Source organism: Bacillus luti (genome assembly GCF_009739945.1).
GTDB classification, from domain to species: domain Bacteria; phylum Bacillota; class Bacilli; order Bacillales; family Bacillaceae_G; genus Bacillus_A; species Bacillus_A luti.
The window spans coordinates 4,767,611-4,789,119 of record NZ_CP040336.1; the positions used below are offsets into that span (position 1 = coordinate 4,767,611).

Consider the following 21,509-nt stretch of genomic DNA (forward strand, 5'->3'; position numbering starts at 1 on the left):
AAAAAGGACTCATATTGATTAGCTTTCTCTCATAGATGAAAGTGAATCCATATGGGTCTTTTTTTATTTTTATTTTTCTAAAAGGTCAGACATCTTACGTATGACATAAAACCTTTCCGTTTTATTTTTAGTAATATAACAAGCGTTTTATGTACAAACTTTATACGAACTTCTGAAAGGGGCAACTACATGCAATATGTAATGAGCATTATCGGTATTCTTGTCGTTTTAGGTTTATGTTTTGCTTTGTCAAACAACAAAAGTAAAATCAACTTCCGTGCAATTGCTATTATGATTGGTTTCCAAATTTTAATCGGTTGGTTTATGTTTGGCACAAAGATTGGTCAACAAATCATTATTTTCATTAGTAAAGTTTTCAACAAACTAATTAAACTTGGTACGACAGGTGTCGATTTTCTCTTTAATGGAATTCAAAGAGATTTTGTCTTTTTCTTAAATGTATTATTAATTATCGTATTTTTCTCAGCACTACTTTCAATCTTTAGTTATTTAGGTGTTTTACCATTCATCGTTCGCATTGTCGGCGGTGCCATTTCAAAAATTACTGGTTTACCACGCGTCGAATCATTCCACGCAGTAAACTCTGTATTCTTCGGTTCAAGTGAAGCGTTAATCGTTATTAAAAATGATTTACAACATTTCAATAAAAACCGTATGTTTATCATTTGTTGTTCTGCGATGAGCTCAGTTTCTGCTTCTGTTACAGCATCATACGTAATGATGTTAGATGCAAAATACGTACTTGCAGCTCTTCCGCTAAACTTATTCTCAAGCTTAATCGTTTGTTCGTTATTAACACCAGTTGATACGAAAAAAGAAGACGAAGTAATTCAAAAATTTGATAGAACTCTATTCGGAGACAGCTTTATCGGTGCAATGATTAACGGTGCGCTTGATGGTTTAAAAGTAGCTGGTATCGTTGCGGCGTTAATGATTGCCTTCATCGGTGTGATGGAAGTTGTAAACTACGTAATTAGCGCAGCTTCAGGTGCAATGGGACATGCTATTACATTACAACAAATCTTCGGTTATATACTTGCTCCATTCGCATTCTTAATGGGTATTCCAGCTCAAGATATTATCCCGGCTGGTGGTATTATGGGTACGAAAATTGTATTAAACGAGTTTGTAGCAATCCTTGATTTAAAAGGTGCAGCTGCAACATTATCTCCACGTACAGTTGGAATCGTTACAGTATTCTTAATTAGTTTCGCAAGTATTAGCCAAATTGGTGCGATCGTTGGTACAATTCGTGCTCTTTCTGAAAAACAAGGAAGTATCGTATCTAAATTCGGTTGGAAAATGCTATTTGCATCAACACTTGCTTCTATTTTATCTGCGACAATCGCTGGATTGTTTATTTAACAAAGAAAATCACCTTTGCTTACACAGCAAGGTGATTTTTTTATTATCATTTAAGAAACTGAGGAAAACTCTAATGCCTCTTCCTTATTAATAATTTCTCCCTTATATTTACCTTTCACCGAAATATCAATAATTGATTTATTTCCTGTTTCCATTTTCCCTAAAGAAAACATATATATTAAGTCATCTTTTTTTAACATCCATTGTTTTCCGTGCCAAGGACCAGTTAACTTCTGCTCTGGCGATGCCAGTATTTCTCCAAAATATTCACATTCTCCTAGAGATGTTTTTACTGTATTCTTCTCCGTATCAATAACTATATATTTAAGAAGCTTTATACTTTCACTTGAAAAAATCTCTACTTCATGATCACTTTTTTTCTTAAATTTAAGCTTTCCATCCTTTGTATTCACCAATTTACTTTGATCAATTGCATTTAGTACAAACTCATACTCTTCTTTTGTAACACCAAAATTAAGATGATATGGAAGACTTTTTTTCTCAGCATGCTCTTCTACGTATTTTAAATACCATTCCATATTATTCGCTAGATGCTCTCTCATTCTTTGACCAATATTCCCTACTTTTTTAAGAGTATCTGGATCCATCTCTAACGTCATAATATCCGCCGTAACTTCCGCGTTCATAAGATGTGCTGGAATATACTCTTCCACACTATTCACCTTACTCACTTCACTTTGACAACCAACTACAAATAGCGATATGAGAAGGATATATACTATTTTTTTATATTTCATTTCTGTTCTCCATTCCGTACATCATTCTTACTTACATTTATAGCGGTTCTTATTATAATCTAAAATCCTTATATTTTAATAAAAATAGCATCTATATGCAAAATTGCATATTAATAAGCCCTTCCTTTACTTTAAAATTAGCTTAAAACATTTACCAAAATATACAAATAAAAAATTAAAATGTTATAATTTGTAAAAAAGTATGTTGGAGGACCTTATGAAAATTCACGCCCTTTTCGATTTTTTACACTTACTAGTCTTGAGCATGAAAAGCTATTATGTATGGGGAATGCCTATCTATGTCTTCATTATTCCTCTTATCTTTGTAGTTGGTTATATTATTATCAATTTGAATAAAAAACGAAAGAATACATCTATTCAAAGCCACTAATCTATCACCCTAATCCCCCTAAAAATCATATTCCCCTCATTTTCTTCAAATGATATGATGAACAAGGGTATATCCCCACCACTCTTACAGCGGTGGGGATTTTAATGTAAATATGCAACATAATACACAATAGAAGGTGATTTTATGAGGAAATACGCAGCAATTGCTTTATGTACATCTGCCATTCTAGCAGGCTGTAATACTAGCAATGTAAGTCAAGAACCTAAAAAAGAGAAAAAGGTTCAAGAAGTTAAGAAGCAAGAAGAGACTATGCAAGAACAAGGTAAAATTTCTTATAATCCAATTACACACGAATCTACAAACACAAGTATTCATATTACAGACATTAAGGATTCTTTAACCGAGGTACAATATACAATTTGGCGCACTGCTGATGGAAAGGAACATGCTAAATCCTTTTCTTCTAAAGAAAAGGAAAAACAATTTCCCCTTCCTTTTGATATAAAAGAGTTTGAAGGAAAACGCGGTGAGTTTCAAATTGAAGCAGCAGGAATAAAAGAAGATGGGAAAACAATTCCACTCACAAAATCTACTATTACTTTCGAGCAAAAAGTTCCTGTTCTCATGTACCATGCAATTGATGATTATCATGGTCAAGGCATTAAAGACCTATTCGTATCACCAGCCAATTTTGAAGCCCAAATGAAGCATTTAAAGGACAATGGTTATACATTACTAACTTTTGAACATTGGGGCGATATAAATAAAGTAAATAAACCTATTTTCGTTACATTTGATGATGGTATGAAAAATAATATGAATGCATTTCGCATTTTACAAAAGCTAAAAGATGATACGTTTAAACCAACAGCAACAGAATATATGATTGTTGATAACGTTGATGCAGAAAGCTCTCTTTCTACATCTGAAATAAAAGAAATGGTTGATTCCGGTATTTTCTCAGTGCAATCTCACACAGCAACGCATGCTGATTTACCGAAAATTACAAACTATGAAGAAGAATTAAAAAGATCGAAAGAAAAGCTAGAAAAAGTAACAGGTAAGCCAGTTATCGCTATTGCTTATCCGTTCGGTCATGTCGATGATAAAGTCGTCGCAGAAACGAAGAAATATTATCAATTTGCAACGACAACGAAGCCTGGACAATTCATTACAAAAGGTGAACCCGATGAATTGCTAAAGATGAAACGTGTTCGTATACACCATGCAACTACTGTGGAGCAATTCGCCTCTTCCATTAAATAAGTGTGGGAGCTCAATGCATGTTGAGCTCTCTTTTTAGTTTATATTTATATATATTTTTAGAATTTTCTTGTATTATATAAAGTAAGAAATCTTTCAAACTAAAGGAGATTATACATATGTCATTTGAACAAACGTTAGAGAAATATGCTGCTCTTGCAGTTAATGTTGGTGTTAATATTCAACCAGGACAAACTTTATCAATTAGTGCACCTCTTGAAGCTGTACAATTTGTACGCCTCGTTACAGAAAAAGCATATAAATCTGGTGCAAAACACGTATATGTGGATTGGAATGATGAGACGTTAACACGCTTAAAGTTCGATCTAGCTCCTGAGGAAGCATTCGCTGAATTTCCATCTTGGAAAGCACATGCTCGTGAAGAATTAGCAAAAGAAGGTGCTGCATTTATGTCTATTTATGCAGAAAACCCTGATTTATTAAAAGGTGTAGAACCAACACGTATCGCGACAGCTCATAAAGTAGCTGGTGAAGCAATGAAAGTATACCGTGATTACGTACAAGCAGATAAAGTAAGCTGGTGTGTCATTTCTGTTCCTACGAAAGAATGGGCTGCGAAAGTTTTCCCTGACGTAGCACCAGAAGAACAAGAAGCAAAACTATGGGATGCTATTTTCAAAGCTACTCGCGCTGATTTAGAAAACCCTGTAGAAGCATGGAAAGAACATGATGAAACACTACATACAAAAGTTGATTACTTAAACGAAAAGCACTATACAGCTCTTCACTATACAGGTCCTGGGACAGACTTAACAATTGAACTTCCAGAAAAACATGTATGGGCTGGTGCAGGTAGCTTAAATGAAAAGAACGTACCATTTATGGCTAACATTCCAACTGAAGAAGTATTTACAATGCCACTTAAAACAGGTGTAAACGGTCAAGTATCTAGCACAAAACCGTTAGCATTTGCAGGTAATATTATTGATAACTTCACGTTAACATTTGAAAATGGACGTATCGTAGACTATAAAGCTGAAGCTGGTGAGGAAGCTTTAAAACATTTAGTAGAAACAGATGAAGGTTCTCACTTCTTAGGAGAAGTAGCTTTAGTACCTCATGACTCACCAATTTCAAACACAAATATTTTATTCTACAATACGCTATTTGATGAAAACGCATCTTGCCACCTTGCAATCGGAAATGCTTATGCATTTAACTTAGATGGCGGTAAAACAATGTCTAAAGAAGAACTTGCTGAAAATGGTGCAAACGCTAGTATTACACATGAAGATTTCATGATTGGATCAGCTGAACTTGATATCGATGGTATTACTGCTGATGGCAGACATGAGCCTATCTTCCGTAAAGGTAACTGGGCGTTTTAATACAAATAAAAGGCTATCTTCCACACCGGAAGATAGCCTTTTATGATGCCGATGAAACCTTAAGCCCAATGACACCCAAAACAATAAAAAGAATACAAAATGCTTGGAATAAGCTAATATGCTCTTTAAAAAAGTACACACTAATAATTGTAATAAGCAATGTTCCCACACCAGACCAAATCGCATAAGCAATGCTTAAATGAATCTTTTTCACAACGATGGCGAACACACTAAAACAAATACCATAAAATACGAAAATAAGTACACTTGGAACGGGCTTTGTTAAACCATTTGATAGTTTCATCGCAATCGTTCCAGCTACTTCAAAAATAATTGTTACAAGTAATAATAGCCAATATATCATACTAGAATCTCCTTCTCTGTTACCTTATAGAGATTCTAGTATACTACTTATAGTCCTAATGAAATATATTTAATTTCTAAATATTCCTCGATACCGAAATGGCCTCCTTCACGGCCAATGCCACTCTCTTTAAAGCCACCGAACGGTGCTTGTGCAACTGATGGAAGTCCATCATTTAATCCGATAATACCGTATTCTAACGCTTCACTAATTTGGAATGCTTGACTAATATCTTTCGTGAAAATATACGCAGCCAAGCCGTATGGTGTATTATTTGCTCTTTCGATTACTTCTTCAACTGTTTTAAATTTCGCAACTGGTGCGACTGGTCCAAATGTTTCTTCAGTCATACAAAGCATCGTATCATTTGCCAACCCAATTACAGTCGGTTGCATGAAATGTCCATCTAATTCTACAATCTGTTGGCCTCCATATAAGAGTTCTCCACCTTTTTGAACTGCATCTTCGATATGTTCTTGTACTTTCGAAACTGCATTCTCATCAATAAGCGGCCCTACAGTCGTTCCATCACCGAAGCCGTCTCCTACTTTCAGCTGCCCTACTGCCTTTTGGAACTTCTCTACAAATACTTCGTATACGTCTTCTTGAACGAATACTCGGTTTGTACATATACACGTTTGTCCTGCGTTACGGAATTTTGAACCAATTACCGCTTCTACCGCTTTATCTAAATCTGCATCATTCATTACGATAAATGGAGCATGACCACCTAACTCAAGCGAAACTTTTTTCATCGTTTGTGCAGCACTAGCCATTAATTCTTTCCCGATTTCCGTTGATCCTGTAAAGGACACTTTTCGAACGCGTCCATCTTCCATCCACGTATCAGCAATTGCTTTCGCACTACCTGTTACAATATTTATTACACCTTTTGGAATGTCTGCTTCATGAGCTAATTCAGCTAATTTCAATGCAGTTAACGGCGTTTGACTTGCAGGCTTCACAACTGCCGTACAGCCTGCTGCAAGCGCTGGGGCTACCTTTCTCGTAATCATAGCAGCTGGGAAGTTCCAAGGTGTAATTGCTGCCATAACGCCAACTGGTTGCTTCATAACTAAAATACGTTTATTCGGATGAGAAGCAGGAATCATTTCACCATATACGCGCTTTCCTTCTTCTGCGTACCATTCAACGAAGCTATTTGCATAATTCACTTCACCAAGTGCTTCTGCAAATGGCTTTCCTTGCTCCTTCGTCATAATCGCTGCGATTTCTTCTTTATTTTCATCAATAAGCGTGAACCACTTTTTTAATTTCACTGCTCGATCTGCTGCTGTTAATTTTGACCATGATTTAAAAGCCTCATGCGCAGCATCAACAGCTTGCTTTGCCTCTGTTACGCCGCCCTTTGGTACAGTTGCAAATATTTCCTTCGTCGCTGGATTATTTACTTCGATTTGCTCTTGTAGTGTAATCCACTCACCATTTATATACATCGCCTTTTTCTCTACATTTACGAACGTCGCTTTTTTATCCAATATTTTCTTCCTCCTCTATAAGTTTCTTTATTTTCCTAGTGGCAGCAGATTGACTTATTTTTAAAAACTCCGCTACTTTATAACTCGATCCATATGTTTTATATGCTTTCAAAATAATATTCCGTTCTACTTCTTCTAACATTTTATAGAGACTTTGACCGGACTGTTCAACCGTTGATTCTTGCATCGCTATTGGCAGATCTTCTATCGTAACGATATCGTCAGCAGTTATAACAATTCGCTCAATCACATTTTCAATTTCTCTATTATTTCCTTCCCAAGGGTAACCAACAAACATTTGCAATGTGCTAGGTGCTAATTTTACATTCCGGCCATATTTCTCGTTAAAGTGTTGTAAATAATGATAAATGAGTGGCAAAATGTCTTCGGTTCTTTCCCGGAGTGGCGGAATTAAAATTGGAATGACATTCAGACGATAATATAAATCTTTCCGGAATGTTCCTTGTTTCACCATCATACTTAAATCTCGATTTGTTGCCGCTACAATTCTAACATCCACTTTTTTTAATTCTCTTCCGCCAATAGGGCGAAACGTTTTTTCTTGCAACACTTGCAAAAGCTTCGCTTGAATTTCAAGCGGCATTTCGCCAATTTCATCTAAGAAAAGAGTTCCTCTATGCGCTACCTCTAATAATCCCTTTTTCCCTTCACGATTCGCACCTGTAAAAGATCCACCTGAGTATCCAAAAAGCTCTGATTCAATTAAATTCGTTGGCAATGCCGCACAGTTAATTTCATAGAAACTTTCATTCTTCCGGTTACTCACTTCATGTAAATGACGTACTAATCGACTCTTCCCTACTCCTGTCTCACCTAAAACGAGAACTGTACTATCTACCACGGATACTTTCTTGATTGTCTCGACTATTTTTTGCATAGCGATACTTTTAAAAATAAGTCCTTCATGTTCATATGTTTCTCTTAATTCTTTTTTATATGTTTTTAATTGATTATCCATTTCCTCGACCTTTTGACGTAATTGATAGAGTTCAGTAAGGTCTCGAGAATAACTAATCACTCTTCTTAAATTTCCTTCATCATCAAAAACGGGCCTTGTACGAACGTGCAAATACTCTCCTGATTTTGTCGTTTGAACAAGTTCAATCGGTCTCTTCTTTTCTATTACTTCTAATGTTGCTGACGGATAAAAGATCTCATCCTTTTGCAATTCTTTCACATGCTTACCTACTAACTCTTTAGCAGCTAATTGATAGTGCCTTTCACATGTACTATTTACACGCACAACGATTCCCTTTTCGTCAGTTACAAAAATTTCGTCAAACGCATATTCAAATACATCTTGTAAATCCATTAACATTCGTTCCTTTTCTGCAACCATCCTAGCCACCCCTAACTTCCAATCCATCGATTCACTTCACTATCTTTATTATAAAGTGAATTTTCTGCATTTTATATAGAGTCAGCTAGAATGTTTGCGATTTATTATTTAGCTTTTAAACATGTGCAGTATTTGCTTTCTCATAACAGACTTGCAATGATTCTTCAATGATTGTTAATCCTTCTTCAAGTTGCTCATCTGTAATAACTAATGGCATTAACACACGAATAACATTTCCATACGTTCCAGCAGATAATAAAAGTAACCCGCGCTTATTTGCTTCTGTACATAAATTAGCTGTTAATACTTTATCTGGTACTTTCGTTTTGCGATCTTGAACGAGTTCAAATGCACACATCGCTCCTAACCCACGTACATCACCGATACAATTATATTTATTTTTCATCTCTTGGAATCGGTTCATGACGACTTTGCCTAATTCTATCGCTCTATCATTTAATTTCTCTTTTTCTATTACATCAAGTACAGCTAATGCAGCCGCACATCCCAGTGGACTTCCTGCATACGTTCCACCAAGCTCTCCCGGTGCAGACTCATTCATAATTTCTTTACGACCAATGACACCACTTATCGGTACACCAGCACCTAACGATTTAGACACTGTAATTAAATCTGGCACGACATCATAATGGTCAATCGCAAAGTATTTTCCTGTACGGCTAAAGCCTGTTTGAATTTCATCTGCTACAAATAAGATGCCATGCTCTGAACAGATGCTTCGTACTTCTTGAACAAATTTCTTACTTGGCACGATGAACCCACCTTCTCCTTGGACAGGTTCCATTACAACGGCTGCAATTGCTTCTGGTGCTACTTCTGATATGAAGAAGTTCTTAAACTCTTCAATGATAAAATCATCATACTGCTCTTCCGTTAATCCTTCTGGACGACGGTATTCATATGGGAATGGCGCTTTATATACTTCTGGAGCAAATGGACCGAATCCAAATTTATATGGTTTTACTTTACTTGTCATCGTCATTGTCATTAATGTACGTCCGTGGAAGCCTTTTGAAAACGCAATAATACCAGGTCTTTTCGTGTATTTACGAGCGATTTTCACCGCATTTTCAACTGCTTCTGCACCACTATTTAAAAATAGTACTTGCTTATCAAAATTCCCTGGTGCTAACGCAGCAAGTTTTTCTGCTAATTCAATATATGGCTCATACATCATGACATTAAATCCAGTATGAATGTATTGATCTACTTGTTTATGGAGCGCCTCTTTAACGACTGGATGACAATGTCCTACGTTAATTGTTCCGATTGCTCCTGCGAAATCAATGTACTGATTGCCATCAACATCTGTTACAAGAGCACCATTTGCAGATTGTACAAACGTTGGGATGCCGTTACTTACTCCTTTTGGTACTATATTTTGGCGGCGTTCTAATAAAGACGCTGCTTTTGGTCCTGGAATTTGTTCATTTACTTTAGCAAATTGTTTTGTGTTCATTGCATACCCCATCCTTTTCTTTACATTGTTTTCTCTTTTTATTGCAAAATATATGCCAACTTTCTTTTCTAGCATTCATCCTATATTCTTTGTATCTAGGCATAAAAAATAAGTCTATAAAGACTCATAGAGAGTCTTTATAGACTTATTTTTCTTACACGTTAGACTTTTCTTGCTCCCAAATAAACTCACCTGCATGAGAAATCAAATCCTCAACAGATTGTACTACTAAATCCGCAAGTGGTTCTAATGTTTGGCGATCCCCTGTACCAGATAGCACTCCGATTCCGTAGCAATCGCCACCGTTTTTAGCTAAATGTAAATCCGTCGGCGTATCCCCAACGATTGCTATTTCACATGTCTCTAAATGAAATTTTTCACAAAAGGATTCTACAATTCTTTTATCTGGTTTTTGTGCCGGAAATGTATCTGAAGCTACAACATAATCAAAAAAGGACTCTAATTGATACTGTTTTAAAAATAATTCTGTCGGTGCGAAATCATCAGCTGTAACAACACCTAAAATAAATCCTCTATCCTTTAAACCTTGTAAAATCCTCGGTAAATCTGCTGTCATTTTCATATAGGAGCGGTGCTCATACATAAGCGAAAACAATTTTTCACTTACCCACTCATGCATCTCCTCTTCCTTAGAAGACGCAATATGCTTACAAAGCCCCTTTGCTACATCAAGGCTTGTTCCAGCCGCTAATGCGCTACTCGGATGGACAAATGTCCCCTCCACACCGATCTCCTTTAGTAAAGCCTGCTGCATTGACTCTGGGAGTTGATATAATTTTATACAGTCCGCTACAAGTTCTTCAGCTACTTTTATCCAAATTGAATGAAAATCCATTAATGTCCCATCTTTATCAAATAGTATTGCTTTTACCTTCTCCATAGCACACCCTACCTCTCGTCTCTTATCTCCTCCAGTGTATCAACAAAGTATGGATATAAAATAAACGAATTGTAAAAATACCATAAAAATCAAACCAACTTCCAATTTACAATTCCTCTATACAAAGAAAAAGGATGCCTTTACAGGACATCCTCTTGATGTTCAGGAACGAATAATTCGAGACAATGGTACATATTTTCAAATTCCATTGGGGCATCCCCACCATATTCACCGTCTAAATTAATCATTAGTTTATCTGGTGAATGGACTTTAATTCGATTCGCTTGTGTATATAATACTTTCGGATTATTAATATGTTCACCGCGTTGTGCTTGCGTTGCTGCTTTAATTAGATCTGCGATAGACCCCTTTTTCAGTACTAATAAATCAAATAACCCATCGTTAATAGATGCATATGGTGCTACCTTTTCAAATCCACCAACTGAACGAGTATTTGTAATTAAAAACATCGTAATTTCTTCTTGTAGTAACTTCCCATCATACTCGATTTCAACGTATGTCGGATGTAATGACGGTAACATTTCGATTCCTTTTAAATAGTAAGCAAGCTGACCTAATACCGTTTTTAACTTACTTGGTACTTCATATGTTAATTCGGTAATACGACCGCCACCAGCAATATTAATGAAATATGTATCATTTGCTCTACCTAGATCTAAAGGAACTGTTTTTCCTTCACAAATAATATCCGCAGCCTCTTCAATAACACGAGGTACACCGATTGCACGCGCAAAATCATTTGTCGTTCCAACTGGAATAATTCCAAACTTTGGACGGTGCTCATGTCCCACTAAACCGTTCACTACTTCATTTAACGTGCCGTCGCCACCAGCTGCGATAACAACATCAAACTTACGATCCGCAGCTTGCCTCGCTGCCACAGTCGCGTCCCCAGGACCCGTTGTCGCATGACAAGATGCTTCATATCCAGCTTGTTCTAATTTTTGTAATACTTCTGGTAAGCTCTTCTTAAATAGCTCACGCCCAGAAGTAGGATTATAAATAATTCTTGCTCGCTTCATCATTTATTAGCACAGGAAATTTCTTTATTCATTGAAAAAGAACATACCGAAACTCCTTTCAGTATTCCTATGCCTACCTCCTCTCATCTTCCTATCCTACTTTTATCCCTCTCAAACAGGCAGTAAGAACCCGATTCGTGTAGCCCATCAAAAGTAAATATTCATTTCGATGGTTTTGTTTTATTTGGCAAAAAAAGTTATGCCCATCTATTTCCTCACAACAATTTACATATAACGAATAATAATTATCTATTATTTCATGAGATGAAAAAAAACCTCTATGTCTAGATTTATCATTATTCCCACCTTTTTGCAACTATCATACCATAGTCACTATACAAACATTTTTTCACTTTTGACAGTTAATCAAACGTTTGTTTAAACGATTTCCCCTCATTTAAACAAACGTTTGATTAACCTAGAAAAACACCCATGTGCGGGTGTTTTTCTGCTTAATCTTTAAAAGTTACTACTATTATCGCTTATTAATCTCTTCAAGTAAGATTTTATTAACAAGCGGTGGATTTGCTTGTCCTTTTGTAGCTTTCATAATTTGACCAACTAAGAAGCCAATTGCACGGTCTTTACCGTTTTTAAAGTCTTCGATAGATTGCTCATTATTATCAAGAATTTCTGTTACAACTTTACGAAGTGTACCCTCGTCAGAAATTTGAACAAGACCTTTCGCTTTAACGATTTCTTCTGGGTCTCCACCTTTTTCAATTAATTCATTAAATACTTTCTTCGCGATTTTCGAAGAAATTGTACCTTTTTCAATTAATTGAACCATTTTAGATAAACCAGCAGGCGTTAATGCAACGTCTTTTAATTCTTTTTGTTGTTTGTTTAAGTATGCAAGCACTTCACCCATTAACCAGTTTGATGTTAATTTCGCATCAGCACCGTCTGCAACAGTTGCTTCGAAGAAATCAGACATCTCTTTCGTTAATGTTAATACGTGTGCGTCATAAGCTGGTAAGCCAATTTCTGCAACGTAGCGAGCTTTACGTGCATCTGGAAGTTCCGGAATAGAAGCACGAACTTCTTCTTTCCACGCATCATCGATGTAAAGTTCAACTAAGTCTGGCTCTGGGAAGTAACGGTAATCGTCAGATCCTTCTTTCACACGCATTAAGATTGTTTTCTTTGTTGCTTCATCATAACGGCGTGTTTCTTGTTGGATGATACCACCAGATAATAATTCTTTTTCTTGACGCACTTGCTCGTGCTCAAGACCTTTTTGTACGTAAGTGAATGAGTTTAAGTTTTTCAGTTCCGCTTTTGTACCGAACTTCTCTTGTCCAACAGGACGAAGGGAAATGTTCGCATCACAACGTAGAGAACCTTCTTCCATCTTACAATCAGATACACCAGTGTATTGAATGATTGATTTTAACTTCTCTAAATATGCATATGCTTCTTCTGGCGTACGCATATCTGGCTCAGATACGATCTCGATTAAAGGCATACCTTGACGGTTATAGTCTACTAATGAACCATCAGCTGTATGCGTTGATTTACCAGCATCTTCTTCTAAATGAAGACGTGTAATACCGATACGTTTCTTTTTACCGTCTACTTCGATTTCAATCCAACCATTTTCACCGATTGGCTTATCAAATTGAGAGATTTGGTAAGCTTTCGGATTATCTGGATAGAAATAGTTTTTACGGTCGAACTTCGTTTCCGTTGCGATTTCACAGTTTAATGCCATTGCAGCTTTCATTGCAAAGTTAACTGCTTCTTTATTTAAAGTAGGAAGTACCCCTGGGTATCCTAAGTCAATTACACTTGTTTGTGTATTTGGCTCCGCTCCGAATTCTGTTGGACTCGCAGAGAAAATTTTCGAATTTGTTTTTAACTCAACGTGAACCTCTAAACCAATAATTGTTTCTAAATTCATCTATGCTCGCCTCCTTACAGACTTGCTTTTTTTGTATGATAGTCTGTTGCTTGCTCAAACGCATGTGCAACGCGGTAAATTGTCGCTTCATCGAAGTGTTTACCAATGATTTGTAGACCAAGTGGCATGTTGTTAGCACCGAATCCACATGGAACAGAAATCGCTGGAACACCCGCTAAGTTTACTGGGATTGTTAAAATGTCATTTGCATACATTGTCATTGGATCATCAACTTTTTCGCCCACTTTAAATGCAGGAGTTGGTGTTGTTGGTCCAATAATAACATCGTAGTTCGCAAATACATTTTCAAAGTCGTTTTTAATTAATGTACGTACTTGTTGTGCTTTTTTGTAATATGCATCATAGTAACCAGAGCTAAGTGCAAATGTACCAAGCATAATACGACGTTTTACTTCATCACCGAAACCTTCACTACGTGTGTTTTTGTATAGATCTAATAAATTATTTACATTATCAGAACGAACACCGTAACGTACGCCATCGAAGCGTGAAAGGTTAGCAGATGCTTCAGAAGAAGATAATAAGTAATACGTTGCTAGAGCGTATTTAGAGTGTGGAAGAGATACTTCTTCCCACGTTGCGCCCATACCTTCTAATACTTTTAAAGCAGCTAGTACTGACTCACGAGCTTCTTCGCCAACACCTTCGCCTAAGTATTCTTTCGGTACAGCAATGCGTAAACCTTTAACGTCGCCTGTTAAACCAGCTAAGTAGTTTCCTACTTCAACGTTTGCAGAAGTTGCATCCATACGGTCAATACCTGAAATAGCTTGTAATAAGTATGCATTATCTTCTACTGTACGTGTAATCGGTCCGATTTGGTCAAGTGAAGATGCGAATGCTACTAATCCGTAACGAGATACGCGTCCGTAAGTTGGTTTTAAACCTACAACGCCGCAATATGCAGCTGGCTGACGGATAGAACCACCCGTATCAGAACCTAGAGAGAATAATACTTCTCCTGCTGCTACAGCTGCTGCAGAACCACCACTAGATCCGCCTGGAACATAATCTAAGTTCCATGGGTTTTTCGTAGCGTAGAAACCTGAGTTTTCATTTGAAGAACCCATTGCGAACTCGTCCATGTTTAATTTACCGATTGTAATTGTGTCAGCAGCTTTTAGCTTTTGCACAACTGTCGCATCATAAATTGGATCGAAGTTTGCTAACATTTTGCTCGCACAAGTAGTACGAAGACCGTTAGTTACAATGTTATCTTTTACACCGATTGGCATACCGAATAATAAACCATTATCTTCAGCACCAATCTTAGCGTCTAATTCTTTCGCTTTCGCGCGTGCGTTTTCTTCATCTAATGTAAGAAAAGCTTTTACGTTATCTTCAACATCCGCAATACGTTTGTAAGATTCTTCTACTAAATCCGTAACGGAAATTTCTTTGTTGTTTAACTTCTTATGTAACTCTGATACCGAATGATCAAATAATGACATCGAAATTCCCTCCTCTATTCTAATACTGCTGGAACACGGATTTGATTATCTTTGTGATCCGGTGCATTTTTTAATACTTCTTCTACTGGTAAACCTTTTTCTGGTACATCTTCACGCATAACATTTTTCATAGTTAATACATGAGTTGTTGGTTTTACATCTGTTGTATCTAATTCATTTAACTGTTCTGCAAATGTAACAATTGCATCTAGTTGTTTTTGAAATTTTTCTGCTTCTTGATCAGTAATTGCAAGACGTGCTAAATGTGCAACGTGCTTTACATTCTCAACGGAAATTCTTGACACGGCTAGGCCACCTCCATAATATATCGTTCAATCTACAATACTATTGATGATACCAAATTTTCAGTACTTCAAGCAAGTCAACACACGGCACTTACTGCATTTTTACATAAAAAAAGAAAGGCAAACGCCTTTCTTTACAAATTAATCTTTATCTAGCGGTTCATTTTTTGGAAATCTTTCATTATCCTCTTCATTATCACGAATTGTTTTCTGTAATACAAAACAAGACATCGTTAAAAATAATGTTCCAATTAAATAATACCCTTTTACACTAAGCGTTTCATCTAACGTATAAATTCCAATTAGCATACCTGAAAGCGCGCAAACAAATGAAGTCCATGCTAAAAACGTGAACGCTTGCGTATTACGTCGTCTCATCGTTCTCCCCCTCGTTAGCTGTACATCCATTATTGATAAGTATATTTACCACAATGGATTTTTATGTAAATTCTAGTTTTATATTTATAAATCTACCATAAAAGAATACTATTTTAAAGTTAGTTTTCTGTCTAATCTGAAAAAACAGTTAAAATTATTGACATTTATTTCAATTAAGCATAAGATAAAAACAAATATTACGAACCTCGAAATATACGGGAGTGGAAATAATTGTTGCAATATGAACATTTTTTAGACTTACTGCTAGATAACGCCAAGAAACTTTTCTATCCTGAAGAATGGGTAAGCCTAGATTTAACACTTTCTAAAACAGAAGTATTTTGTTTACTTTGGATGGAGCGAAATACAGATATTACAATGACAAAAATTGCTGACCTTCTTGATATACCAATGAGTACAACGACAGGTGTTGTAAATCGCCTTGTAAAAAAGGGATATATTGAAAGGTACCGTGATGAAAACGACCGACGCATTGTATTAATTCGTTTAACAGAAAACGGCGTAATGCTCGTTCAAGAAGTAAAACAAAATGCAGCCCATTACTTTAGCCTAGTGACAGAAGCATTATCAGAAGAGGAAAAAGCATTCTTACTACAAATCTTCCAAAAGATTATGAACCACATTGCTACGTCACAGCAAAAAACAGAAGAAAAGGTTTTTACACCTAAAATGAAAAACATTCCGATTGAATAAAAACCCTACTAGGGTTTTTATTCAAAAAAATATTTCGTAACTCGTAATATCCGACACTCGAAATAAAGGGGATAGAATGATGAGGATTATTTTGTATACAGGTAAAGGCGGCGTAGGAAAAACTAGCATTTCAGCAGCAACAGCACTTCAAAGCGCAAAACAGGGATTAAAAACATTAGTAATGAGCACAGACCCAGCCCATAGTTTAGGAGATTCATTTGGTATAAAGTTATCTTCTGAGCCACTAGAAATTCGTAAAAATTTGTGGGCACAAGAAATTAATACAATTTATGAGATGGAAAAAGGCTGGGGGAAATTACAGAAATATATTACACTACTCTTCACTTCCAAAGCAGCTGATGATATTACAACAGAAGAGTTAACGATGTTTCCTGGTATGGAAGATTTAATTAGCCTACTCCGAGTACTCGATTATTATAAACAAAACACATATGATGTTATTATCATTGATTGTGCTCCAACAGGAGAAACATTAGCAATGCTCAGCTTTCCAGACATGCTTGGCTGGTGGATGGAAAAACTCTTTCCTATTAAAAGAAAAGTTTTAAAAGTTGTTCGCCCTGTAGCCCAACCACTTCTTGGTGTCCCCCTTCCAACCGATGATATTATGGACGAATTAACAAATACACTTGAACAGCTCGGAGAAATGAGAGATATTTTATCAAACCGAGAAGTAACAAGTATCCGCATCGTTGTAAATCCTGAAAAAATGGTCATTAAAGAAGCACAGCGCAGCTTTACGTATTTAAATTTATACGATTATAACGTAGATGCCATTATGATTAACCGCGTCATCCCTAACACTGTCACCGATCCTTATTTTCAAGCATGGAAAGATACGCAAAAGAAATATAAAACATTAATTCAAGATAGTTTTGATCCACTTCCTATTTACGAAGCTCCAATGTTTGAACAAGAAGTTGTCGGTTTGTCTATGTTAGAACGTGTAGGAGGCGCTTTATTCAAATCAGATTCTTCTCCTACGGAAGTAAAATTTAACGGCCGCACACAATATGTAAAAAAGGATGGCGATGAGTATATTTTCGTTCTGTCCATTCCCTTCTCAAACAAAAGTGGGCTTGCATTAAATCAAAAAGGTGATGAGCTTATTATTCGGGCTGGTTCTGTGAAACGAAATATCACATTACCCAAAACATTAACCCACCTTTCTATCCAAGGAGCGAAGTTTGAAGATGATGTACTTAACATTCGGTTTGGAGGTGTAGTGCATGCATGAGGAACTACTAAGGAAGATAATCCGTACAAAAATAAAATTCAGTATGCATATATTAGAAGAGTTACCTGCCCCAATCCAACAATCAGCTAAGCAAATACTAAGTATTTTACAAGAGGAGCTTGCTGCTTATCCGACAGAACAAGGGCATCATGAAGATAATTTAAAAAGTATTATAATTGAATGAACATCTCTGGATAGAGGGCCTTTCTAGGCTTTCTATCTCCATATTGGAGTGATGTAAGTTGTTGAAAAAAAATCAAACTATTATGCTTTGGATTATTCCCTTGTTATTTTTCATTCATAACCTTGAAGAATCTTTCCAAATGCCTCAATATCTCGCTAATCAATTTTCAATTCATTTTATAACAACCCAACAATTTTTCATTGCCATTTCCGCATTAACAATCTTTGTTTTACTTATCGTCTTTCTATATCAACTAAACTTCTTGTCTTCTATATACTGGATTATTTTTATACAAGGAGCAATTTTCTTCAACTCTGTTCAACATATTATTTTGTTTTTCATTTACCGTTCCTATAACCCTGGCGTAATATCCGCAGCTTTCATTGTCATCTTTTCTATTTTCTTTTTTTTATCCCAAAACTACTTAATTCATAAAAAGAAATTCGTAATTACACTCACTTTCAGTTTATTTTCTTATCCTGTTATAATTTGGATTACCTTACTATTCGCTAGCTACTTTCATTCATAAAAAAAGACCAGGAAAACTCCTGGTCTATCACTCTACTTAACAAACATTGGATTCTACGTTATACAAAATTGGAAGGTACAGAATTAGGGTTTGTTTTGTTTGTTAAGTAGATTATATGTTGAACGAACTAACAGCGGAGGGGTTCCTTCTGCCAGTCCGTTAAACTCAATCATTATTTTACGATTTTTTCAAGCTCATCGAGTGAAAGATCTACTGAAATAGAACCATCATTTGTTTCTTTCTTAATTGCATCTGTTACTTCTTTTGAATGATATAGTTCAATTACTTTTTTCAGTGTTGGATCATCTTTATCTTTCGTACGAGCTGCGAAAATATTAATATATGGCTTCGCATTTTCATTCTTTGGGTCTTCTAAGAAAATTGGATCCTTCGCTGGATCTAATCCAGCTTGACCAGCAACACCGTTATTAATAACTGAAGCTGCTACATCTTTTAATACACGAGGTGTTTGCTGTGCGATAACCGGTGTAATTTTTAATTTCTTCGGATTTTCAGCGATACCACTTGGATCTCCAAATAGACCAAAGTCTTTTTTAAGCTTTAATAACCCAGCTGCATCAAGAAGTTTTAATGCACGTGCTTGGTTCGTTGGATCATTTGGAATCGCAATTTCTGAACCATCTGGAATTTCATTTGCTTTCTTATGTTTTTCAGAGTATAAACCCATTGGTGCAATTTGCGTTGTACCAACAGCTGTAATATCTAACTTATGCTCCTTCTTAAATTGTTCTAAGAACGCAATATGCTGGAATGAGTTTAGTTCAATATCTCCATCAGCTAACGCTTTGTTTGGCGTCGTGTAATCAGAGAACTCAATCAGTTTAACTTTAATCCCTTCTTTTTCAGCTTTTCCCTTTACAATTTCCCAAGCGTTTCCATCCGTTCCAGTTACACCAATGCGAACTGTTTTCTCTTTTGCTCCTGCATCCGAGCAGCCGCTTAACGCTGAAATCCCTACAATCGCTGATAATGCAAATGCTAAAATTTTCTTCATTTTCTTTTCCCCTCTTCCTTTTTATGATCTGCGTAAAAAGACTTTCGCAAAGTAGTTTCCTAAATTTTGAGCTATCTGTACGAGAATAATAAGTAGAACAACCGTTACGAACATAACTGATGTATCAAAGCGTTGATAACCGTATGTCATTGCTAAGTCGCCAAGGCCACCACCGCCGACAAGCCCAGCAACTGCTGAAAATTCAATTAGACCAACTGTCATAAACGTGACACCTAAGATTAATGGTGCTAACGCTTCTGGCACGAGAATTTCAAAAACAATTCTAAGTGGTGAAGCACCCATCGCTTGCGCTGCTTCAATTACCCCTTTCGGAACAGAAACAAGGTTTGTTTCAACCATTCTAGCAATACCAATTGATGCAACTAACGTCATTGGAAAGATCGCTGCTGCTGTTCCAATTGTCGTTCCGATAACACTTCTTGTTAGCGGACTTAAAGCTACTAAAAAGATAATAAATGGAACTGGACGAATTGTATTAATAATGACATTAAGAATTGAAAAGACCCATTTATTCTCTAAAAAGTTTCCTTTACGCGTTACATATAAAAGTAAACCTAGAGGTATACCGAGAATTGTAGCGAATATAAGGGTTACAATTACCATTAAGAGGGTATCCCCCGTCGCATCTAATATACGAGGCCAAAATATACTCCAATCAACTCGCATGAGCTTCTACCTCCTTAAGCTGCACTTGCAGTCTTAGATGTTGTAATGCTTTTTGGATTTCCTTCTGCTCACCTTGCAGCTCTACAAGAAGATTTCCAAATAGCACATTTTGAAGTTCAATAATATTTCCGTACAGTACATTTACATCAACGTTATAGTTTTTTGCGATATAAGATAGTACAGGCTGTCCTGTCTCCTCACCAGTAAAAGTTAAGCGGTAAATCTGTCCACCATTTTGAATTTTCGCTAGAACACTTTCTGGTAAATGATCATTAATAACAGAACGTACAAAGTTTTGAGTCGTTTTTGTTTTTGGTTGTGTGAACACGTCAAACAGTTTTCCTTCTTCAATTACTTTTCCTTTTTCCATCACAGCTACACGGTGACAAATTTCTTTCACAACGTGCATTTCATGTGTAATAAGAAGAATTGTTAAATTGTACTCTCTATTTACCTTCTTTAATAAGTTCAAAATCTCTGTCGTTGTTTCTGGGTCTAAAGCTGATGTTGCCTCATCACATATAAGGATATCTGGTGATGTCGCCAGCGCTCTTGCAATCCCAACACGTTGCTTTTGTCCACCCGATAATTGCTCTGGATAATAGTTTGCTTTATCTTCTAATCCTACAAACTTCAACAGTTCATTTACTCTTTCTTTTATTTCATTCTTTGGTACTTTCGCTAACTTTAATGGGTAAGCAATGTTCCCAAACACTGTTCTTGAATTAAATAAATTAAAACTTTGAAAAATCATTCCGATTCTCTGTCTTAGCTTCCGTAAATCTTTCGTCGATAATGATGTAATATCTTTATCATCTATCGAAATCGTTCCTGCCGTCGGTCTCTCTAACATATTTACTAAGCGTAACAATGTACTCTTTCCAGCGCCACTAAAACCGATAATGCCAAAAATTTCACCTTTCTCAACGGATAACGTTACATCCTCCACCGCATGAACAGATTGCCCACCTGATTCATACACTTTACTTACGTTGTTAAAAGAAATCATTTTCTTCCCTCCTATATGCTGTAAAAACTTGAAGTAGAGCTTTCGAGGTAAAATAAAAAGTGCTCTCCTTCTTATCAACCATAAAGATAAGAAGGAGAGCACTTATATGTACTCGGTCACATCTTCTCATCTTCCAAGCCTATAAAGGCTTGCTGGAGTTAGCACGGTATTTAAAAACCCGTTGCTGAGGTATCGTAGGGCCAGTCCCTCCACCTCTCTGGATAAGAATGTATCGATTTAATTGTCGTTTAATTAATTCTCATTATAGAACTCAGAATAATGGGAGTCAACATATTTTTT

Annotated in this window: 21 protein-coding genes and 1 riboswitch; of the genes, 7 read left to right on the top strand and 14 right to left on the bottom strand. The window is 36.2% G+C overall.

The window, feature by feature from the left end; genetic code table 11:
- Positions 1–189: 189 nt before the first annotated feature.
- On the top strand, positions 190–1,386 hold the full coding sequence (locus EUC40_RS24035) for a NupC/NupG family nucleoside CNT transporter (protein WP_001200500.1): 1,197 nt from the start codon (positions 190–192) through the stop codon (positions 1,384–1,386).
- A gap of 50 nt (positions 1,387–1,436) precedes the next feature.
- On the opposite strand, the gene EUC40_RS24040 is transcribed toward EUC40_RS24035, so the two are convergent.
- Entirely contained in the window at positions 1,437–2,144 is a 708-nt protein-coding gene (locus EUC40_RS24040; RefSeq protein WP_156576785.1) for a hypothetical protein, read from the bottom strand.
- Between the two features lie 535 nt (positions 2,145–2,679).
- Between EUC40_RS24040 and EUC40_RS24045 the strand changes: the two genes are divergently transcribed.
- Together EUC40_RS24045 and EUC40_RS24050 are read left to right on the top strand one after the other, a co-directional pair.
- A complete protein-coding gene (locus tag EUC40_RS24045; protein ID WP_156576786.1) occupies positions 2,680–3,762 on the top strand; it encodes a polysaccharide deacetylase family protein in 1,083 nt (360 codons plus the stop codon).
- 116 nt (positions 3,763–3,878) lie between these two features.
- Positions 3,879–5,108: an aminopeptidase gene (locus EUC40_RS24050; RefSeq protein ID WP_000007358.1), complete on the top strand. Its 1,230-nt coding sequence runs from the start codon at positions 3,879–3,881 to the stop codon at positions 5,106–5,108.
- Between the two features lie 40 nt (positions 5,109–5,148).
- Here EUC40_RS24050 and EUC40_RS24055 read toward each other — a convergent pair whose 3' ends face one another.
- The 10 genes from EUC40_RS24055 to EUC40_RS24100 form a co-directional block, all read right to left on the bottom strand.
- Positions 5,149–5,472 (bottom strand): DMT family transporter, encoded by a 324-nt coding sequence (locus EUC40_RS24055; RefSeq protein ID WP_000641002.1) that lies wholly within the window; start codon positions 5,470–5,472, stop codon positions 5,149–5,151.
- Between the two features lie 47 nt (positions 5,473–5,519).
- Positions 5,520–6,971 carry an NADP-dependent succinate-semialdehyde dehydrogenase gene (gabD, locus tag EUC40_RS24060; protein ID WP_156576787.1) on the bottom strand — a complete coding sequence of 484 codons (1,452 nt, stop codon included), beginning with the start codon at positions 6,969–6,971 and terminating at the stop codon, positions 5,520–5,522.
- Positions 6,964–8,331, bottom strand: a complete 1,368-nt coding sequence (locus EUC40_RS24065) for a sigma-54 interaction domain-containing protein (RefSeq protein ID WP_071710540.1) — start codon at positions 8,329–8,331, stop codon at positions 6,964–6,966. The genes gabD and EUC40_RS24065 overlap by 8 nt, the downstream gene beginning before the upstream one ends.
- Before the next feature lie 115 nt (positions 8,332–8,446).
- Entirely contained in the window at positions 8,447–9,811 is a 1,365-nt protein-coding gene (gene gabT, locus EUC40_RS24070) for a 4-aminobutyrate--2-oxoglutarate transaminase (RefSeq protein WP_208814626.1), read from the bottom strand.
- A 154-nt stretch (positions 9,812–9,965) separates the two neighbouring features.
- Positions 9,966–10,712 carry an HAD family hydrolase gene (locus tag EUC40_RS24075; RefSeq protein ID WP_156576789.1) on the bottom strand — a complete coding sequence of 249 codons (747 nt, stop codon included), beginning with the start codon at positions 10,710–10,712 and terminating at the stop codon, positions 9,966–9,968.
- A 140-nt stretch (positions 10,713–10,852) separates the two neighbouring features.
- Positions 10,853–11,758, bottom strand: coding sequence for a diacylglycerol kinase (locus EUC40_RS24080; RefSeq protein ID WP_071710543.1), 906 nt, complete (start codon positions 11,756–11,758; stop codon positions 10,853–10,855).
- Positions 11,759–12,230: 472 nt separating this feature from the next.
- The gene (gene gatB / locus EUC40_RS24085; RefSeq protein WP_001047679.1) at positions 12,231–13,658 is read right to left on the bottom strand and encodes an Asp-tRNA(Asn)/Glu-tRNA(Gln) amidotransferase subunit GatB; all 1,428 of its coding nucleotides are present in this window, start codon (positions 13,656–13,658) and stop codon (positions 12,231–12,233) included.
- Between the two features lie 14 nt (positions 13,659–13,672).
- Entirely contained in the window at positions 13,673–15,130 is a 1,458-nt protein-coding gene (gatA, locus tag EUC40_RS24090) for an Asp-tRNA(Asn)/Glu-tRNA(Gln) amidotransferase subunit GatA (RefSeq protein ID WP_000051441.1), read from the bottom strand.
- A gap of 14 nt (positions 15,131–15,144) precedes the next feature.
- On the bottom strand, positions 15,145–15,435 hold the full coding sequence (gatC, locus tag EUC40_RS24095) for an Asp-tRNA(Asn)/Glu-tRNA(Gln) amidotransferase subunit GatC (RefSeq protein ID WP_000086999.1): 291 nt from the start codon (positions 15,433–15,435) through the stop codon (positions 15,145–15,147).
- A gap of 141 nt (positions 15,436–15,576) precedes the next feature.
- Entirely contained in the window at positions 15,577–15,813 is a 237-nt protein-coding gene (locus EUC40_RS24100; protein ID WP_001254392.1) for a YiaA/YiaB family inner membrane protein, read from the bottom strand.
- 231 nt (positions 15,814–16,044) lie between these two features.
- On the opposite strand from EUC40_RS24100, the gene EUC40_RS24105 reads away from it, so the two are divergent.
- The 4 genes from EUC40_RS24105 (at position 16,045) to EUC40_RS24120 (ending at position 18,498) form a co-directional block, all read left to right on the top strand.
- Entirely contained in the window at positions 16,045–16,527 is a 483-nt protein-coding gene (locus EUC40_RS24105; RefSeq protein ID WP_156576790.1) for a MarR family winged helix-turn-helix transcriptional regulator, read from the top strand.
- A 76-nt stretch (positions 16,528–16,603) separates the two neighbouring features.
- Positions 16,604–17,785 (top strand): ArsA family ATPase, encoded by a 1,182-nt coding sequence (locus EUC40_RS24110; protein ID WP_208814629.1) that lies wholly within the window; start codon positions 16,604–16,606, stop codon positions 17,783–17,785.
- Positions 17,778–17,969, top strand: coding sequence for a DUF3926 domain-containing protein (locus EUC40_RS24115; protein WP_071710545.1), 192 nt, complete (start codon positions 17,778–17,780; stop codon positions 17,967–17,969). The genes EUC40_RS24110 and EUC40_RS24115 overlap by 8 nt, the downstream gene beginning before the upstream one ends.
- Positions 17,970–18,030: 61 nt before the next feature.
- Entirely contained in the window at positions 18,031–18,498 is a 468-nt protein-coding gene (locus EUC40_RS24120) for an HXXEE domain-containing protein (protein WP_156576972.1), read from the top strand.
- A gap of 172 nt (positions 18,499–18,670) precedes the next feature.
- Here the strand turns inward: EUC40_RS24120 and EUC40_RS24125 are convergent, their stop codons facing one another.
- Genes EUC40_RS24125 through EUC40_RS24135 form a run of 3 tightly spaced genes read right to left on the bottom strand, consistent with a single transcriptional unit; the run spans position 18,671 to position 21,209 of the window.
- Positions 18,671–19,513, bottom strand: a complete 843-nt coding sequence (locus tag EUC40_RS24125) for a MetQ/NlpA family ABC transporter substrate-binding protein (RefSeq protein ID WP_156576792.1) — start codon at positions 19,511–19,513, stop codon at positions 18,671–18,673.
- 21 nt (positions 19,514–19,534) lie between these two features.
- A complete protein-coding gene (locus EUC40_RS24130) occupies positions 19,535–20,200 on the bottom strand; it encodes a methionine ABC transporter permease (RefSeq protein WP_016107417.1) in 666 nt (221 codons plus the stop codon).
- A complete protein-coding gene (locus EUC40_RS24135; RefSeq protein WP_071710547.1) occupies positions 20,190–21,209 on the bottom strand; it encodes a methionine ABC transporter ATP-binding protein in 1,020 nt (339 codons plus the stop codon). Before EUC40_RS24135 ends, EUC40_RS24130 begins: the two co-directional genes overlap by 11 nt.
- Before the next feature lie 123 nt (positions 21,210–21,332).
- Positions 21,333–21,437, bottom strand: a riboswitch (SAM riboswitch).
- Positions 21,438–21,509 lie beyond the last annotated feature (72 nt).

What these genes read in the sequence shown, in the direction of transcription:
- EUC40_RS24035 (WP_001200500.1), top strand. Translation starts at nt 190, where the DNA reads ATGCAATATGTAATGAGCATTATCGGTATTCTTGTCGTTTTAGGTTTA.
- EUC40_RS24040 (WP_156576785.1), bottom strand. Translation starts at nt 2,144, where the DNA reads ATGAAATATAAAAAAATAGTATATATCCTTCTCATATCGCTATTTGTA.
- EUC40_RS24045 (WP_156576786.1), top strand. Translation starts at nt 2,680, where the DNA reads ATGAGGAAATACGCAGCAATTGCTTTATGTACATCTGCCATTCTAGCA.
- EUC40_RS24050 (WP_000007358.1), top strand. Translation starts at nt 3,879, where the DNA reads ATGTCATTTGAACAAACGTTAGAGAAATATGCTGCTCTTGCAGTTAAT.
- EUC40_RS24055 (WP_000641002.1), bottom strand. Translation starts at nt 5,472, where the DNA reads ATGATATATTGGCTATTATTACTTGTAACAATTATTTTTGAAGTAGCT.
- EUC40_RS24065 (WP_071710540.1), bottom strand. Translation starts at nt 8,331, where the DNA reads ATGGTTGCAGAAAAGGAACGAATGTTAATGGATTTACAAGATGTATTT.
- gabT (WP_208814626.1), bottom strand. Translation starts at nt 9,811, where the DNA reads ATGAACACAAAACAATTTGCTAAAGTAAATGAACAAATTCCAGGACCA.
- EUC40_RS24075 (WP_156576789.1), bottom strand. Translation starts at nt 10,712, where the DNA reads ATGGAGAAGGTAAAAGCAATACTATTTGATAAAGATGGGACATTAATG.
- EUC40_RS24080 (WP_071710543.1), bottom strand. Translation starts at nt 11,758, where the DNA reads ATGATGAAGCGAGCAAGAATTATTTATAATCCTACTTCTGGGCGTGAG.
- gatB (WP_001047679.1), bottom strand. Translation starts at nt 13,658, where the DNA reads ATGAATTTAGAAACAATTATTGGTTTAGAGGTTCACGTTGAGTTAAAA.
- gatA (WP_000051441.1), bottom strand. Translation starts at nt 15,130, where the DNA reads ATGTCATTATTTGATCATTCGGTATCAGAGTTACATAAGAAGTTAAAC.
- EUC40_RS24100 (WP_001254392.1), bottom strand. Translation starts at nt 15,813, where the DNA reads ATGAGACGACGTAATACGCAAGCGTTCACGTTTTTAGCATGGACTTCA.
- EUC40_RS24110 (WP_208814629.1), top strand. Translation starts at nt 16,604, where the DNA reads ATGATGAGGATTATTTTGTATACAGGTAAAGGCGGCGTAGGAAAAACT.
- EUC40_RS24115 (WP_071710545.1), top strand. Translation starts at nt 17,778, where the DNA reads ATGCATGAGGAACTACTAAGGAAGATAATCCGTACAAAAATAAAATTC.
- EUC40_RS24125 (WP_156576792.1), bottom strand. Translation starts at nt 19,513, where the DNA reads ATGAAGAAAATTTTAGCATTTGCATTATCAGCGATTGTAGGGATTTCA.
- EUC40_RS24130 (WP_016107417.1), bottom strand. Translation starts at nt 20,200, where the DNA reads ATGCGAGTTGATTGGAGTATATTTTGGCCTCGTATATTAGATGCGACG.
- EUC40_RS24135 (WP_071710547.1), bottom strand. Translation starts at nt 21,209, where the DNA reads ATGATTTCTTTTAACAACGTAAGTAAAGTGTATGAATCAGGTGGGCAA.